General features: G+C 70.4%; 7 protein-coding genes and 2 pseudogenes. 5 read left to right on the forward strand and 4 right to left on the reverse strand.

The window, feature by feature from the left end; all coding sequences use genetic code 11:
- Positions 1–420: 420 nt before the first annotated feature.
- The 4 genes and pseudogenes from ACIRJP_RS36905 to ACIRJP_RS36920 all read right to left on the reverse strand — a co-directional run.
- Positions 421–855, reverse strand: a pseudogene (locus tag ACIRJP_RS36905) (response regulator transcription factor); the annotation flags it as partial.
- A 109-nt stretch (positions 856–964) separates the two neighbouring features.
- Positions 965–2,479 carry a streptophobe family protein gene (locus ACIRJP_RS36910; protein ID WP_404184207.1) on the reverse strand — a complete coding sequence of 505 codons (1,515 nt, stop codon included), beginning with the start codon at positions 2,477–2,479 and terminating at the stop codon, positions 965–967.
- A gap of 208 nt (positions 2,480–2,687) precedes the next feature.
- Entirely contained in the window at positions 2,688–4,922 is a 2,235-nt protein-coding gene (locus tag ACIRJP_RS36915) for an MMPL family transporter (RefSeq protein WP_404184210.1), read from the reverse strand.
- 176 nt (positions 4,923–5,098) lie between these two features.
- The gene (locus ACIRJP_RS36920; protein ID WP_404184213.1) at positions 5,099–5,317 is read right to left on the reverse strand and encodes a hypothetical protein; all 219 of its coding nucleotides are present in this window, start codon (positions 5,315–5,317) and stop codon (positions 5,099–5,101) included.
- 159 nt (positions 5,318–5,476) lie between these two features.
- On the opposite strand from ACIRJP_RS36920, the pseudogene ACIRJP_RS36925 reads away from it, so the two are divergent.
- The 5 genes and pseudogenes from ACIRJP_RS36925 to ACIRJP_RS36945 form a co-directional block, all read left to right on the forward strand.
- A pseudogene (locus ACIRJP_RS36925) lies at positions 5,477–6,225 on the forward strand (acyl-CoA dehydrogenase).
- Between the two features lie 32 nt (positions 6,226–6,257).
- A complete protein-coding gene (locus tag ACIRJP_RS36930) occupies positions 6,258–7,976 on the forward strand; it encodes a CoA transferase (RefSeq protein WP_404184216.1) in 1,719 nt (572 codons plus the stop codon).
- A 4-nt stretch (positions 7,977–7,980) separates the two neighbouring features.
- Positions 7,981–9,384, forward strand: coding sequence for an MFS transporter (locus tag ACIRJP_RS36935; RefSeq protein ID WP_404184219.1), 1,404 nt, complete (start codon positions 7,981–7,983; stop codon positions 9,382–9,384).
- A gap of 175 nt (positions 9,385–9,559) precedes the next feature.
- The gene (locus tag ACIRJP_RS36940; RefSeq protein ID WP_404184222.1) at positions 9,560–16,297 is read left to right on the forward strand and encodes an amino acid adenylation domain-containing protein; all 6,738 of its coding nucleotides are present in this window, start codon (positions 9,560–9,562) and stop codon (positions 16,295–16,297) included.
- 89 nt (positions 16,298–16,386) lie between these two features.
- A partial coding sequence (locus tag ACIRJP_RS36945) for a condensation domain-containing protein (protein ID WP_404184225.1) occupies positions 16,387–17,778 on the forward strand: 1,392 nt, incomplete at its 3' end.

The following is a 17,778-nucleotide window of genomic DNA, read 5'->3' on the forward strand; positions in this document are numbered from 1 at the left end:
TGATCGCAGACGAGGAGTGTCCGAGCCACCGCGGACCCTCCTGCTTCCAGCATGAGCGAGCCATGATCTCGAGCGCCACCGGAAGAAGGCTCACCGGCCTCCGGCGCACGTGCCGAATCAATTGTGTACTCCCCTGTGCGGTGTTGAGGCGGCACGGAGGCAAGAGGGCTTCGAGGCTGCAACTCGGATCCCTTGTCCACCTTTCCTCGGACGCGGGCGCGGCGCCCCGTCCGTCGCATTGGTCCGAGAACATGAAACCGGAGCCGGAATCTCCACCGCCGAGGCGACAGCGAGCGGGCCTCGGATGGCTTGATCCGTCCGGCTGGAGCCGGCCCGGAGTTTTGGGCCCCCTACCCGCCTCACTCCGGTCCGCGCGCTCTCCTGTGTCGATCAACCCCCGGCCGGACGACCGTCACCGCACCCCCGGGTACGGCGCAGTACGGCGTGGATGCGGGCGATCAGTTCTTCTAGGTCGAAGGGCTTGGTGACGTAGTCGTCGCCGCCGAGGCTCAGGCCGTGGAGCCGGTCCTGGCGGTCGTCGCGTGCGGTGACGAAGAGGACGGGCACGTCTCCGCCGCGGCCGGGCAGGGGTGAGCGGGGCTGGGCCCGCAGGCGGCGGATCACCTCGAAGCCGTCCATGTCCGGGAGCATCACGTCGAGCAGAACGAGATCCGGCGTGCGGGCCGCGGCAAGGTCGAGGGCTTCCTGACCGGTGGCGGCGGCGTCGACGTCGAAGCCGGCATAGCTCAGTGCGGTGCGCAGCAGTTCCCGGACGGTGGGCTCGTCGTCGACGACGAGCAGGTGGTGCCGGCCGGGGCGACCCACGGAGTGCGGGGTAGGTGCGGATGCCGCCATGGTGTGGATCGCCGCCTTCACGGGCCGGGGACTGGGGACGGGTGGCTGAGGCTGGGCTGGGCTGGGCTGGGCTGGGCTGGTAGAGGCTTGTCAGGAGATCACATGGGGCTCACGACACCGTGTCCGACGGGACCCGGGTGGCGGCCGGTCGTCGGTTCGTGTTGCCGGGCCGCTGCGGGGCGATGTCCGAACGCCGGGCACGCCGACTGTGCAGGCGGCTGCCAGCGTACGAGGCGAGGGCGGCCAGGACAAAGCCGGTCAGTGCGGACAGTCCCATCCCTCCGTCCAGTTCCGCGGTCATGCCGCCCATCTCGTTGCCCATGAGACTGATGCCGATCCGCACCGACCCCTGCGCGAGCAGGGGAAGCAACAGAGCTGAGACGCCCACCGCGACGCCTGTCCGCAGGGCGATCTCCGCGTGGCGGTCGAGCAGTGCCTCGGAGTCCTCGCGCGGGGTGCGAGCCGGGGTGCGGGCGGAGGCCAGGTACCCGGCGATCACCAGGAGGAGCAGCATGAAAACCATGGCGATCAGCCACAGCGGCACTCCGGCGCCCGACCAGCCTCCGAGGTCGATGGACTTGTCCTTGCCCGCCGCGTCGCCCTGAGCCGCACCCGCGCCACCGAGCATGCCGAGCATCCCGCCGCCTTCGGGCTGCAGTCGTTCCATGCCCGCCTGCCAGGAGGTGCCGAGGCCGGCGGTGAGCAGAACGGCGATCAGATTGGGCCCGAGGAGCAGCAGCAGGCCCGCCGCCTTGGCCGCCTGCCCCCGGCCGGTCAGGTCCGCGGCCGCGGCGAGGAGCGCGACGACGAGAGTCGAGCAGCACAGCACGGCTCCGATCCCGGTCAGAGTGGAGGTGACGGCGTTCCACTTCAGGCGCAGGCGGCTGAGGGCGACCGGGCGCGGCAGGGTCGTACGACGGGCCGCGAGGCAGCCGAGGGCGAAGACGGCGCCGACCCACATCAGGCCGAAGAAGACGGTCGCCGCGGTGTCGGTCTCGTACATCACCGACGACAGGCCCTTGGTGAGACCTCCGCCCCCGCCGCCTCCGAACCGGCTGAACGCTCCGGACGAGGCGCCCTTGCCGAAGCGCTCCGTCACGCTCTCCGGCAGCCGGGCCGTGCCCTGGGCCATGCCGGCCAGGATCGGGAGGACCACTGCCGAGGTCACGAGCGCACCGCCGCACCGGGCCCACAGCAGCGCCGGGGCAGGCCGCTGCCGTCGGCGCAGGGGCCGGAAGAAGCCGATCGCCAGGACGGCCGTGCCGAGGAACGTCAGCATCAGTGGTGTCACCGCCGCCTCACCGGTCAGGCCGAGGCTCATGCCTCCACCGCCGCCGCCCAGTCCCCCGAGCAGCCCGCCGCCGAGGCCGCCGCCCAGGCCGCCGCCGTCGGCGGACTCGGCGGCGGGCGCCGATTCCACGGTGACGCCGCCACCGACGGCCATACTCACCATCATCGGCACCAAGCGGGAGACGGGAGCGATCGCTCCGGCGCCGAGGACGGTCAGTGCCGCCGATGCGGCGGCGGTCATCGCCAGGACGGCGGTCGCGACGGAGAGGGCTCCTTCGAGGGCGTGGCGCCAGGGCGGGCCGGGAGGACGAGGGGACAGCGGGGCGGAGGACATGGGCAGGCTCCTGTGGACGAGATAGCGGGGTACGGGAGAGGGGTACGGGGCGGCGGGAGGGGGCCGCCGCCCCGTGGACACGGGCGCGTCGACACGCCGGGCTGGTCCTGGCGCGTCGACACGAGTGCGTGAACGTGGACGCGTGGACGCGAGCGTGTGGACGCGGATGCGGGATCGAGGCGCGTTGGCCCCGGTCAGGGGCGCGGGCTCAGTGGCCGCTGCCGCTTCCCGCGGTTTCGACGACCAGGTCCCGGCAGCCGTCGGGTGACGCTTCGTCGCCTGTGCGCGTGGGATCGGCCTGGTCCCGCTCAAGCCGCTCGCCCTCGACGTCCAGGTCGGGCACGGACCGGTCCAGCCATCGGGGCAGCTGCCAGGCGCGCCGGCCGAGCAGGGCGAGGACGGCGGGGACGAGCGCCATGCGGACGACGAAGGCATCGAAGAGGACGGCGGCGGCGAGACCGAAGCCGATGGTCTTGAGCATCTGCTCGTCGCTGCCCATGAAGGACGCGAACACCGAGATCATGATCACGGCCGCCGCGGTCACCACGCGCGCGCTGTGCTCGAATCCGCTGACCACGGAGTCCTTCGGCGACTGCCCGTGGACGTACGCCTCGCGCATCCGCGTCACGAGGAACACCTCGTAGTCCATGGCGAGTCCGAAGACGACGCCCACCATGAAGATCGGCATCATCGACATCACCGGTCCTGGTACCGCGACCCCGAAGACCGAGGACAACCAGCCCCACTGGAACACCGCGACCACCGCGCCGAGGCCGGCAAGGACGGAGAGCAGGAAGCCCAGGGCTGCCTTGAGCGGGACGAGGAGGGAGCGGAAGACGGCGATGAGCAGCAGGAACGCCAGGCCGACCACGAGTGCCAGGTACGGGAGCAGTGCGTCGGACAGTTTCTGCGAGACGTCCACGTTCATCGCCGTCGATCCGGCGACCAGGACGTGGGCGTCACTGTCACTCGCGAGTGCCGGGTCGCGCAGTGCGTGCACGAGGTCGGCCGTTTCGGTGCTTGACGGCGCGGTCGCCGGGACGACATTGAGAACGGCGGTGTCGCCGGACTTGCTCAGCCTCGGCTGTCCGACTGCGGCGACGTCCTTCCTGTCGCGGATGTCTTTGGTCACACTCTGGGCAGTGGCCTTGGCACTGCCGCCTTCCTTGGCCTGGACGACAACAGTCAGCGGACCGTTGTAGCCGGGGCCGAAGCCGTCGGCGACCATGTCATACGCGCGGCGCTGCGTGGTGGAGGCGGGCTTGCTCTCGTCGCCCGGCAGTCCCATCTGCAGCGAAGCCGCCGGCACGGCGATTATGCTGAGCAGAGCGATGCCTCTCAGGAGGACGGCGACCGGTCGCTGGACGACGAACCGGGCCCAGCGCACGCCCATGGCCGCCTTCGGACTGTCGTCCTCGCCGCGACGCCGCTTCGCGCGGGCCGGACCGATCCGGCGGCCGCAGATCCCGAGCAGCGCGGGGATCAGCGTGACGGCGATGAGCACTGCGATGACGACGGTACCGGCCGCGGCGAGTCCCATCTGCGTGAGCAGCGGAATGCCGACCACCGCTAACCCGGCGAGGGCGATGACCACGGTCAGCCCTGCAAATACGACTGCCGATCCGGCGGTGCCGACCGCGTGCCTGGCCGCCTTCTTACGGCTGCGGCCGCGGGCGAGTTCGGCGCGGTAGCGGGAGACTACGAACAGAGCGTAGTCGATGCCGACGGCGAGGCTGATCATGGTGGCGAGGCCGCTTGTGGTCGAGCCGAGCCCGAGCGGCTCCGCCAGCACCTTGATCGCCAGTCCGCCGATGCCCACGCCGAGGATGGCGGTGAGCAGCGGAAGCCCTGCCGCGAGCAGTGAGCCGAAGGTGATGACCAGCACCACGGCGGCCACCGCCAGGCCCAGGGCCTCGGAGGAACGGCCGCCGGCGACCGCGGTGACGGCGTTGCCGCCGACCTCGACCGTCAGCTCCGTCGAGCCCGCCTTCTCCACAGTGTCCTGCAGCGCGGTGCGCGAGCTCTCCTCCAGCTTCGAGGCGGGTACCTCGTAGGAGACCTGCGCGTAGACGGTGGAGCCGTCAGCGCTCACCGACCGGGTGGCGTACGGGTCGGTGACCCGTACGACCTGCGGATCGTCGCCCAGTTCCCGGACCGTCTCCTGGATGGCCTTCTTCGCCTCGGGGTCGGTGATCTTGCCGTCCTCGGCCCGGAACACGACCCGGGCCGTCGCGCCGTCGGCGTTCAGCTCGGGGAAGTTCTTGTCCAGGAGGTCGTAGGCCTGCTGCGCCTCCGTGCCGGGCATCGAGAAGTCGTTGGGCGGCGGGGCGGGAGCCCGCCCGGCCATCACCCCCGTCCCCACCAGCAGAACCACCCACAGCAACGCGACCAGCCAGCGCCTCCGGAAGGAGAACCGGCCCAGCCGGGAAAGGAATGTGGCCACAGCAAACGCTCCACGTCGGTCGAGGCGTATCGGAACAGTTGCCGACGCTGTCAGCCCGCCCTGATCACCTCCGGAGAGATTCTGGGAAGTTCCTGAGAGATCCGGGTCCCACGGCAGGGGTCGATGCCCGGATCTGCGGCAGGGCCGCTGTCACCGCGGCCTGATTCACAGGAAGTTCACCGAGTCGATTCGAGGTGGGTCCCGATCCGCAGGAACGCCTGGACGAGCGGAGCGACCGCCACGTCCGGGGAGATGACCTGCGAGCCGAAGTGAACGGCGACGAGGTCGAGGCCGGGTGAGACGAAGAGCCGCTGGCCGTGGATGCCGCTGGCCAGGTAGGAGCCGTAGGCGTCGTTCGGAATCCACCACAGGTCGTGGGGCGCGTCCTGGCCCACAGCGTTCTCGGTGACATGGGCGGACCGCTGCGCGCCGGCGACATCCTCAAGCACGCCACCCCCCAGCAGCTGGACACGTACCTGCTGCCGCTGATCCGCGGTGAGCGGGCCTGCTGCTTCTCCCTCACCGAGACCGACGCCGGCTCCGACGTCCGATCCATGCGCACCGTCGCCGTGGCCGACGGGGACGGCTATCGGCTCACCGGTCACAAGGTCTTCTCCTCCGCCGGCCCGTTCGCCGACTTTTCGATCGTCGTCGCCCGCATGGCCGGCACGGGTGAATCGGAAGGCGACAAGCCGCTGTTCTCCGCCTTCCTGGTGGACCTCGACAGCCCCGGCTGCCGCGTCGAGGACGGAGCGACCCCGATGTCCGGCGCGCACATCGAGAGCGACATCGTCCTGGACGACTGCTACGTCCCCGCCGCCAACCTCCTCGGCGAGGAGGGCAAGGGCATGCGCATCGCGCTCGGCCGGGTGACCACCAACCGGCTGCTGCACTGCCCCACCGTCCTCGGCGCCACCCGCCGCGCCATCGCCCTGACCCTGGACCGGACCCGCACCCGGAAGGTCGCCGGCGGACAACCCCTGCTGATGATGCAGGCCATCCAGCACAAGGTCGCCGACATGGCCACCGACTTCTACGCCGCGCGCTCCATGACGTACACCGCGCTGGCAGCGCTGGCGAGGGCCGCGAGGTCCACGCGGAGGCCCTCATGTGCAAGCTGTTCGTCGCCGAGTCCGCCTTCCGCATCCTCGACGAAGCCGTGCAGATCCACGGCAAGGACGGACTCACGCAGGGCAACGAGATCGAGTACCTCTTCCGCAAGATCCGCATGTTCCGCGTCCTCACCGGCACCTCCGAGATCCAGCGCAACGGCATCGCCAAGCTCCTGGCCTTCAACCACTGATCCGCGCAGTCTCGTCCGGAAGGTCCTCCACCATGACCGCCGCATCCCCGCCCTGGTCGGCCCTCACGGGCAAGCGCGTCCTCGACCTCTCCCGTCTCCTGCCCGGCCCGTACGCCACGTCGATGCTGGCCGACCTCGGCGCGGACGTCATCAAGGTCGAGGACCCCGCCGGCGGCGACCCCCTGCGCGTCGCACCGCCCCTGTTCGAGGCGCTCAACCGCAACAAGCGCTCCGTGGCACTGGACCTGCGCACCGGCCGGGGCCGGGACGCCTTCCTGCGGCTCGTCCGCACCGCCGACGCCGTGGTCGAGAGCTTCCGCCCTGGAGCTCTCGACCGTCTCGACCTCGACTTCGACACCCTGCACGAAACGAACCCGCGGCTCGTCCTGTGCTCCCTCACCGGCTACGGACAGACCGGGCCGTACGCCGCGAAGCCCGGCCACGAACTCAACTTCCTCGGCCTCTCCGGCTTCTTCGCCGTCCCCGGCCGCCTCGACGGCGCCCCCACCCGCCCCGGCGTCCGCATAGGCGACCTGGCCGGCGCCATGCATGCCGCCCTCGCCCTGACCGCCGCCCTGACCGGGGACGGCGAAGGGCAGCACATCGACGTCTCCCTCACCGAATCGATCACGGCCTGGTGCTCACTCTTCGCCCTCCCCCTCCTCGAGTTCGAGGACCCCACGGCAGCGGGACTCGTCCAGGGCGACAACGACGTCTTCACCACGGCCGACGGCCGCCTGCTGTCCCTGGCCACCTTCGAGGACAAGTTCTGGCACTACTTGAGGACCGAACTCGCCGTGGAATTCCCCGAACTGGACACGCCCGCCTACGACCGCCGGACCGACCGCACGGCGGCCAACTCACGCGCGGCCTCACGGCGGAGCAACGGTGACGGTGACGCCTGTTTCCGTTGCCGTGCCGTCTCGCTGACGCGCGGCCGCCGGCGAGCCGCCCATCGCGACGCGCTCCAATACGGACACATGCCGGAAGGGCACACATACGAATCGCGCCGTCAACCGAGAAGCAACTCCCGGCAGCGCTGGAGGAGTTGCAAGAAGCTGCGCGCCGAAATATTGCACAGACTTCTGTGCACAACTTTCTATGCACAGACTCCTGTGTGGTCTAGCTTGAACCTCATGGAACTACCGCAGCAGCCCTCCCAGGTACATCTGACCGCCCGTAACCTGCGCGGCATCGCCCACCCACTACGGGTTCAGATCCTCACCAGCCTGCGGACAGAGGGCCCGGCCACGGCCACCACGGTGGCTCGCCGGCTGAATCTGAACACCGGGGCGACCAGCTACCACCTGCGCCAGCTCGCGGAGTACGGCTTCATCACAGAGGCAGCCTCACCGGGCGGGCGGCGTGAGCGCTGGTGGCAGGCGGCGCATGCGAATACCGTCGCGCCCGACAGCGAGGCGCTGGACGGCAGCGAGGGACTCGGCATCGCCTACCTCCAGGCCCTCGGCCGGGTCTGGTCCGACGCCCTGACGGCCGCGATCGAGGCGACCCCTTCACTCACACCCCAGTGGCGCGACGCGCAGGACTTCGGTGACTACGCGCTTGCCCTCACGCCCGCCGACGCCAAGGAGTTGACGGCGGAGATCCATGCCCTGCTCCGCAGGCGTACGTCCGCCGCCGCGGCCGCCGACGCGCAGACGCCGCAGGACGCGGCACGGGTCACCTTCCAGTTCCAGTTGTTCCCGACCAGCGAGGACCGGCGCGTCACCCAGCCCACCGACATGGAGTAGAGCGATGGCCACTCAGCACACAGCCGCCGGGACGGCGGCGGACAACGGCTCACGGATATCGGCGCCGGACACGGGCCCCAGGGTCCTGCGCGGCCTGGTCGGCATGCTGTCGGCCAACGCGGCGGCCCTGTCGGCCAACCGCGTGTTATCGATCGCCCTGCCCTGGTTCGTCCTGACGACCACGGGCAGCGTGGGCAAGACCGGTCTGGTGGCCTTCTGCCAGATCGTCCCGTACGTGATCTCGCAGGCGCTGGCAGGCCCGCTCATCGACCGCATCGGCCCCAAGCGGATCAGTGTGGCGGGCGACCTCCTGTCCACTGCCGCGATGGCCACCGCCCCGCTGCTCTACCTGACGGGCGGCCTGCCCTTCGGCGTGCTGCTGGCCCTGCTCGCGGTCGTCGGCGCGGCCGACGGGCCGGCCAACGGCGCCAAGGGGCTCTTCGTGCCGTCGGCCACCCGCGCCGCCCGCGTACCCCTCGAGCGGGGCACCGGTCTTTCGGCCGCTGTCGAGCGGACCGCGACGACCGTCGGGCCGGCCCTCGCGGGCGTGGTCGTCACCGCGTTCGGCAGCCTGTACGCGCTGTGGATCACCGCCGCACTGTTCGCGGTGTCGGCGCTGATCGTCTCGACGACCCTCACCGACCCGGTGCCCGAGCCGCACGAGACCCCGATCGAGGAGAGCGGCGGCTACTTCTCTCAACTGCGCCAGGGTGCCACCTTCCTGCGGGACGCGAAGCTGCTGCGGTCCATCGTGGGCATGCTGGCGGTGACAAATCTCCTCGACCAGGCATTCATGTCGGTGCTGTTGCCGGTGTGGGCGAAGGAGTCGGGGAACGGCGCGGAGGCCATCGGCCTGGTGGTGAGTGTCTTCGCCGCGACGTCGATCATCGCCGCGCTGGTGGCCGCCGGGGTGGCCGAGCGACTGCCACGGCGCACCGTCTATCTGATCGGCTTCTCCCTGGGCGGCCTGCCCCGGTTCGCCGCCATGGCTATGGGGGCACCACTGTGGCTGGTGCTGACGGTGCTCGCGGTGGGTGGCCTGGGGTCCGGCTTCGTCAACCCGATCGTGGGTGCGGTGACGTACGAACTGATCCCGACACCGCTGCTGGGCCGGGTCAAGACACTGGCGCAGGCGGTCACCTGGGCGGGAATCCCGTTCGGCGGACTGCTGGGGGCGGGGCTGGTGACCGCGACCGGCACGTCGACGGCGCTGTGGATCGTGGGCGGGCTGTACCTGGTCGCCATCGGTGTGCCTGGCATGAGCAGGGAATGGGCCGGAATGCGCAAGCGGACGGCATCCGAACGCGCCACCACCGACGCTGCGGAAGACAGCAGCGGGGCGGGCCCTGCGAGCGCGGCGGCCCGGACCGTGCCGCCGGAGGAGCCCCCGGTCACGGCCACGGCCTGAACCGGCGCGGGAACGGCGTGGCACGAGTGCGGCGGCCGGGGCACTCCGCCTCGGCCGCCGCGCGTACGGGCAGAAGTAACCAGTTATCTCGTCAAGATCGCTCTGCGAGCATCGAATTCGGCTGAGCATCCGAGGGCCTTCCGTTACGGGTCGACGACGAGGAACTGGTGGACGCATGACTACGAATCCGATGGTGCCGCCGGCGCCGGCACCCGGCCGGGAAGCGGGGCGTGAGTTCTCGCCGGCCGAGGCCCGTATCGCCGACGTGTGGCGGTCCGTTCTCGGCACCGAGGTGAAGGCGGCGGAGTCCGACTTCTTCCTGCTGGGCGGCACCGGGGAGCAGGCGGCGGAAATGGCCCGCCGGGTGGCGATGGAGTTCGGCTCGGAATTCCAGGCCCCTTCGGCAAAGGGGCCCTTGACCGTACGGACCGTGGCATCGTTCCTCGCCGATGAGGCCATGCGACGGACCCGTCGGCTGTTCGAGTCCATCGACGAGGACATGGACGAGGGCGCGGATGCCCTGGTCTCACCGTCCGATCCCGACGTCACGGCCGCAATCCCCGCCGCCGCCCGTGACGGGCGGCCTCTGCCGCTGTCGTTCGCGCAGCGCCGCCTCTGGTTCCTGGATCAGCTGGAGCCGGGCCGCGCCGAATATCTCATCCCCATGGGGCTGCGCATCAGCGGTCCGCTGGACGTGCCGGCGCTGGAGGCGTCGCTGTCGGAGCTGGTGGCGCGGCACGAGGTGTTGCGGACCCGTTTCGTCACCGACGGGGACGGCACCCCCGGTCAGTTCATCGACGAGCCCCGGCCGCTGCCGCTGGCCGTACACGACCTGCGGTCCGTCGCGGATGCCGGTGCCCGGGAAGAGGCCGCCATCGCGCTCGTGGACACCGAGGGCTTCCGGCCGGTGGATCTCGCCATCGGTCCGATGGTCCGCGCCTTGCTGATCCGGCTGGACGAGGCGGATCACCTCCTCTCGCTGACGATCCATCACATAGCTTTCGACGGATGGTCAATGGGGGTGATCTCGCGGGAGCTCACCATGTTGTACACGGCGCGGGTCACGGGCATATCCGCTGATCTGCCCGAAACTCCGCTGCAGTACGCCGATTTCGCGGTCTGGCAGCGCGCATGGCTCACCGGTGATGAGCTGTCCGCGCAACTCGGCTACTGGCGTGACACGCTGGCGGGCACCGCACCGCTGGAGCTGCCCACCGACCGCAGGCGCCCGGCGCGGCGCAGTGGCAACGGGGCGATGCTCACCTTCAGCATCCCCGCGGCGACCGCCGACGGTGCCCGCAGACTGGCGCACGACACGGGCGCGAGCCTGTTCATGACGCTGCTCGCCGTGTTCCAGGTCGTGCTGTCGCGCTACAGCGGCCAGGAGGACATCGCGGTGGGCACTCCGATCGCGGGCCGCAACCGGGCCGAGATCGAGGACATGGTCGGCTTCTTCGTGAATACGCTGGTCATGCGTACCGATCTGTCGGGCGACCCGACGTTCACCGAACTCATCGACCGCGTCAAGGACACCGCACTCGGTGCCTACGACCACCAGGATCTGCCTTTCGAGCGGCTGGTGGAGGAACTGGCGCCACAGCGGGACCTCTCCCGGAACCCATTGTTCCAGACCATGTTCGTCCTCCAGAACACACCCGACAACCAATCCTGGGAGCTGCCCGGCCTCAGCGTCCGCCAGTTGGATGTGGCCGCACAGGAGTCGAAGTTCGACTTCACGTTCTACGCGACGGAGGCCGACGACGGCGGTCTGGACGGCACCATCGTCTACTCCACCGACCTCTTCGACGAAGCCACGATGGTACGGCTCGCCGGACACTTCGAGACTCTGCTCGGTGCGGCCGCTCACGCCCCCACCGCCCGGCTGTCCGCCCTGGAGATGCTGACGGCCTCGGAGCGGCGGCAGATACTCACCTCATGGAACGGAGCGGACACCGACGCCCCCGACGCCGTCACCGTGCACCGGCTCTTCGAGGACCGGGCCGCCGAACGCCCGAACTCCCCCGCTGTCACCTGCGGCTCGGATCATCTGACCTACCGCGAGCTGGACGAGCGGGCCGAGTGGATCGCCGCCCTGCTGCGCGAGCGCGGAGCCGGTCCCGGGACACTGGTCGCCGTCTGCCTCGACCGGGGCACCGACATGGTGAGCGCGCTGCTCGGAATTCTCAAATCAGGTGCCGCGTATGTGCCGTTGGACCCGACGTATCCGACCGAACGGCTCGCCTACATGGTCGAGGACAGCGGAGCCCCGCTGATCGTCACCCGGTCCTCGCACGCCGAGCGGCTGCCCCCCGCTACGCCGCTACTGCTGCTGGAGGACTCCTGGCCGTCGGATCCGCCCGTCCGCCCGGGTGACGGTTCCGCGCCCGGGGCGAAGCCGGACGATCTGGCGTACGTGATCTACACGAGCGGTTCGACAGGCCGCCCGAAGGGCGTCCAGATCACCCACGGCGCCCTGCGCGCACGGATGCGGGAGACCCGGCGGCAGCTCGACCTCACCTGCGAGGACCGGGTACTGCAGTTCGCGTCGATCTCCTTCGACTCCTCGGTGGGGCAATTGTTCGCGCCTCTCGTCTCAGGTGCTTCCCTGGTACTGCGCGACGACGCGTGGGACCCGGGGATGCTCGGGCAGGCGCTGCGCACCAACAAGGTGACGGTGGCCTGGCTGACCCCGTCGGCGTTCGGTGCGCTCGCCGCCCAGCTCGACGGGCCGGATTCCCTCGGCCCGGAACTGCGGCTGGTGCGACTCGGTGGCGAGGCGCTCCCGCGGGAGCAGGTACGCCAGTGGTTCCGCCACACCTCGGTGCCGCTGGTCAACGGCTACGGGCCGACGGAGGCGGCGCAGGAGGCGGCGACGGCGCGGATCACCGGTCCGGGCGAGCACGTGCCGATCGGGCGCCCGGTCGCCAACGCGAAGGTCTTCGTGGTGGACCGCCACGGCCGGCCGGTCCCGGTAGGCGTCCCGGGTGAGATGTGGATCAGCTGCCCCGGCCTGGCCCGAGGGTATCTGGGCAGGCCCGAGCTGACCGCCGAGAAGTTCAAGGTCGTCGCGCTGGACGGCACGCCACGGCGCGTGTACCGCACCGGCGACCTCGCGAAGTGGCACCCTGACGGGCATCTGGAGTTCATCGGCCGGGGCGACAACCAGATCAAGCTGCGCGGCTACCGCATCGAGCCCGGTGAGATCGAGGCGGCGCTGCTCACCCACCCATCGGTCTCGCTCGCCACCGTTCTGCTGCGCGAGGACATACCGGGCGACCCGCGGCTGGTGGCATACGTCGTCGCGGACCCGCCCGTCGAGACGGGCGCGCTGCGCGCCCACCTCCGGCGCGAACTGCCGGACTACATGATCCCCGCCGCGTTCGTGCCCCTGGACCGCATCCCGCTCACCCCGAACGGCAAGACGGACCGCCGCGCACTGCCCGCGCCCGCCTCCGACCGGTCCGAGCTGGGCGCCGCGTACACGGCCCCGCGCACCGGGACCGAGCGGACGGTGGCCGAGGTCTGGGCAGAGGTGCTCGGCATCGACACGGTCGGCGTGGACGACGACTTCTTCGCGCTGGGCGGCCACTCGTTGCTGGCGACGCGGGTCGTGTCGCGGTTGCGCCGGCGGCTGGGCGTGGACGTCCCCGTGCGGACCCTGTTCAGCGCGCCGACCCCGGCGCTGCTGGCCGCCGCGGTGACGGACCTCGATGACGTCGGGATCGCCCGCATCCCCGCCGTACCGCGCGACGGTGCCCCACTGCCACTGAGCTTTGCTCAGCAACGCCTTTGGTTTCTGGACCAGTTGGAGCCGGACAGGGCCGAATATCTGCTGCCGTTCGCCTTCCGCGTCCACGGACTGGTCGATGTGGACGCACTCAACTCCGCCTTCACCGCGCTGGTTGCCCGCCACGAGGTCCTGCGCACCCGGTTCGGCACGGACGAAGCGGGCTCCCCGGTCCAGTCGATCTCCCCCGAGGGGCCGGTGACGGTGCTGATACGGGATCTGCGCGCCGTCGCAGACGCCCAGGCCCGGGACGACGCCTGTGCGGCGGTCGTGACCGAGGACGCCCTGCGCCCAATGGACCTCGGCACCGTCCCGATGCTGCGGGCGGTGCTGGTACGACTGGCCGACGAGGAAGCGGTCCTGGCGATCACCGTGCATCACATCGCCTTCGACGGCTGGTCAGTGGGCGTGCTGGTACGTGAGTTGTCCGCGCTGTACGCGGCGGCCCTGGAGAAGGGACCGGTCCCGGCACCGCTGCCGGTGCAGTACGCCGACTACGCGCTGTGGCAGCGCGGCTGGCTGACCGGCGAACCGCTGGAACGCCAGCTCAATTACTGGCGTGCTTGTTTGGCGGACCTGGAGCCGCTGGAGCTGCCGACGGACCATGCCCGTCCCGCGCAGCGCACCGGCAAGGGTGAGGTCGTCCGGTTCTCGGTGCCCGCCGACGTCGCCGCACGTGCCAGGGCGGTGGCCGCCGACGGCGGGGCGAGCCTGTTCATGACCCTGCTGTCGGTGTTCCAACTGCTGTTGGCCCGCTACAGCGGACAGCGGGACGTCGCGGTGGGTACGCCCATCGCCGGCCGCAACAGGGCCGAGACCGAAGACCTGATCGGCTTCTTCGTCAACACTCTCGTCCTGCGCACCGACCTCTCCGGCGATCCGGCGTTCACCGAGTTGCTGGCCCGCGTCAAGGACACGGCCCTGGGCGCGTACGACCACCAGGACCTGCCCTTCGAGCGCCTTGTCGAAGAGCTGGCTCCCGACCGTGACCTGTCCCGCAATCCGCTGTTCCAGACTCTGTTCGCGCTCCAGAACACGCCCGGAGCGGACGCGTGGAGCCTGCCCGGTCTGACGGCGGAGCCCCTGGAGACCCCTGTCCGCGACGCGAAGTTCGACCTGTCGATGTACCTCGCCGAGGCGGCCGACGGTACTCTGGACGGCGCCGTCGTCTACGCCGGTGACCTCTTCACCGAGGCCACCGCGCGGCGCCTCGTGCACCACTTCACCAACCTGCTGGACGCGGCGACGGCGCGTCCACGCAGCGCGCTGTCCGAGCTGGAGATGCTGGGTACGGACGAGCGCCGCCGGATCGTGACCGAGTGGAACGCCACCTCGGCGCCCGTCCCCGTCGCGGCCACCCTGCATCAGCTGTTCGAGGCGCGCGCGGCGCTCACCCCGGACGCCGTCGCCGTCGTGTGCGGCACGGAAGAGCTGACCTACCGCGAACTCGACGGGCGGGCAAATCAGTTGGCCCACCGGCTGCGAGCCGAGCCGGGGATCGGACCGGACGTCCCGGTGGGCGTCTGCCTGGAGCGGTCCCCCGCCCTGGTGTGGACGCTGCTCGGCATCCTGAAGGCCGGTGCGGCCTATGTTCCGCTCGACCCGGAACATCCGGCGGAACGACTGGCCTACCTGGTGGAGGACTCCGGTGCACCACTGGTCGTGACCGACACCGCACACGCCGGCCTGCTGGCCGAGGGCCTGGTCCTGCTGGCCGTCGACCGCGCCTCGGACCTGCCGGACACCCTCCCGGTCACCGCACCCGAGCCCGTCGCAGCACCCGGCGACTTGTCCTACCTGATCTACACCAGCGGCTCGACCGGGCGGCCGAAGGGCGTCCGCATCGAGCACCGAGGGGTGGTCAACTACCTGGCCGGGATGCAGGACGCGTTCCCGCTCGCGCCGGGCGAGGGTTTCCTTCAGGCGACGCCCCTGTCCTTCGACGTGTCGGCGTACGAAATCTTCTGGCCGCTGTGGCAGGGGGCGACGGTCGTGCTCGTACCCGGCTCCGACCGGCTGGACATGGCCGAGGTGTCACGCCTGATGGGGGCCCACCGGGTGGTCGGCCTGCACTTCGTGCCGAGCCTGCTGGACCTGTTCGTCTCACAGGCGGAGCCCGAAGACTGCGCGCACCTGCGTTACGCCTTCGCGAGCGGCGAACCCCTTCAGCCGACCTTGGTGGCCCGCTTCCTCGACCGATTCCCCGGCGACCTGATCAACCTGTACGGGGCGACGGAGGTCTCCGTCGACACCACGTACTGGCGGGCCTCGCGCACCGACCCCCAGGGTCCGGTCCTCGCGGGGCGGCCCATGGTGAACCAGACCGTGTACGTCCTCGACCCGGACCGCCGGCCCGTACCCGCGGGAGTGCTGGGCGAGGTGTATCTCGGCGGAGACAGCGTGGGGCGCGGCTACCACGAGCGGCCCGAACTCACCGCGGAACGCTTCGTACCGGACCCGTTCACCGGCGGCCGGATGTACCGCACCGGTGACGTCGGCCGCTTCACCCCCGATGGCGAACTCGACCTGCTCGGACGCATCGACCGGCAGGTGAAGTTGCGCGGCGTACGGGTCGAACTCGGTGAGATCGAGGCGGCCTTGCTCGCCCATGACGCGGTCGGGGTGTGCGCGGTGACCGTCCGCGAGGACGCCCCGGGCGACAAACGGCTCGTCGCCTATCACGTACCCGCGCCGGACAGTACGGCGGACACGGACGCCGAGGCGCTGCGGGCATGGGCGGCCGAGCGACTGCCCCGGGCCATGATGCCGTCCGCGTTCGTGGAACTGCCCGAACTCCCACTCAACCGGAACGGCAAGGTCGACCACTCTGCGCTGCCGGCCCCCGACGACGCCGACACCACGGCGGAATTCGTGGAGCCCCGGGACGACATCGAGGCGGAGATCGCCGACATCATGGCCGGCGTGCTCGGACGCGAAAAGGTCGGAATCCACGACCGCTTCTTCGACATCGGAGGGCATTCCCTCCTCGCCATCCAGCTCGTCAATCGCATCGAGGCGGTGACCGGTGTCCGTATCGGTCTGCGCCGCCTGTTCCAGGCGCCGACGGTCACCGGTGTCAAAGAACAGCTCATCGAATTGTTCGACACACAGGAACAGGCGTCCTGAATTCAGCGGCCCCCTGCCCACCCGCAGGGGCCCGTTGTCCCCGCGCAGAGACCCGTTGCCCACCCGAAGAGCAGAGGACAGACATCATCATGGGCGAGAACTCGATCGAGGCACGGCTACTGTCCCGTATGCGACGGCACGCGGACGCGGACCGGATCGTACGTGCCGACAAGGACGCCGCCGGACCGCTTCCGCTGTCGTTCGCACAGCAGCGGCTCTGGTTCCTGGACCGCCTGACCCCCGATAGCGCCGACTATCTCGTGCCCACGGCGCTGCGGGTACGCGGCCTACTCGACGTCACAGCACTGGAGACGGCGCTGTCCGGCCTGGTGGCCCGGCACGAGGTGCTGCGCACGGCCTTCACGGCGGGCGACGACGGCACGCCGCACCAGGAGGTCAACGCGCCCTGGCCGGTCGAAGTTTCGGTGCACGACCTGCGGGGCGAGGGAGACGCGGACGCCGAAGAACGAGCCCGAGAGGTGCTGCGCGGCGAAGCGAAGCGCCCCTTCGACCTCACGACGGGCCGGCCGCTGCGGACGGACGTCGTACGCCTTGCCGATGACGACCACTACCTGCTCCTGACGGCACATCACATCGTGTCGGACGGCTGGTCCTCCGGCATCCTGGCGCGCGAACTCCGTGAGCTGTACGCGGCGGCCCTGGCCGGGGGGCGCGAAGCGTCGCTCCCGGACCTACCGGTGCGGTATGCGGACTTCGCCGTCTGGCAGCGCGACCAGCTCACTGGGCCGGCGCTGGAGCGACAGCTCGGGTACTGGCGCGAGCGCCTCGCCCATACCACACCGTTGGAGCTGCCCACGGACCGTCAGCGCCCGGCGCACGCGAGCGGCGCCGGCGACGTGGTCACCTTCGAGATAGCGGCCGAGGTGGCTGAGCGGTTGCGGGAGGCGGCGGGACGGCAGGGTGCGAGCCTGTTCATGGTCCTGCTGTCGTTGTTCCAGGTCGTGTTGGCACGCTATTGCCGCCAGGACGACATCGCGGTGGGAACCCCGATCGCGGGCCGCAACCGGGCCGAGATCGAGGATGTCGTCGGCTTCTTCGTCAACACATTGGTGATGCGGACCGACCTGTCCGGTGACCCGACCTTCGGCGAGCTGATCGACCGCGTCAAGGACACGGCCCTGGGCGCTTTCGACCACCAGGACCTGCCGTTCGAGCGGCTGGTGGAGGAGCTGGCGCCGGAACGGGATCTGTCGCGCAACCCGTTGTTCCAGACCATGTTCGTCCTTCAGGCGCCGGGGAGCGCGGACGGCGAGGCATGGCAGCTGGCGGGCGCGGACGTCGAGCCGGTCGAGATCGAGCGGGGTGTGGCCAAGTTCGACCTGACGCTGACCGTTGTCGAGTCGTCGGACGGACTCCGAGCTGTGTTGGAGTATCGGACGGATCTGTTCGATCGGGCGAGGATCGAGCGGATGGCCGGCCATCTGGCCACGCTCGCCGCCTCCGCGGCAGCTGCCCCTGAC

Origin of the sequence: Streptomyces sp. NPDC102437, from assembly GCF_044765565.1 — a bacterium.
Classification (GTDB): domain Bacteria; phylum Actinomycetota; class Actinomycetes; order Streptomycetales; family Streptomycetaceae; genus Streptomyces.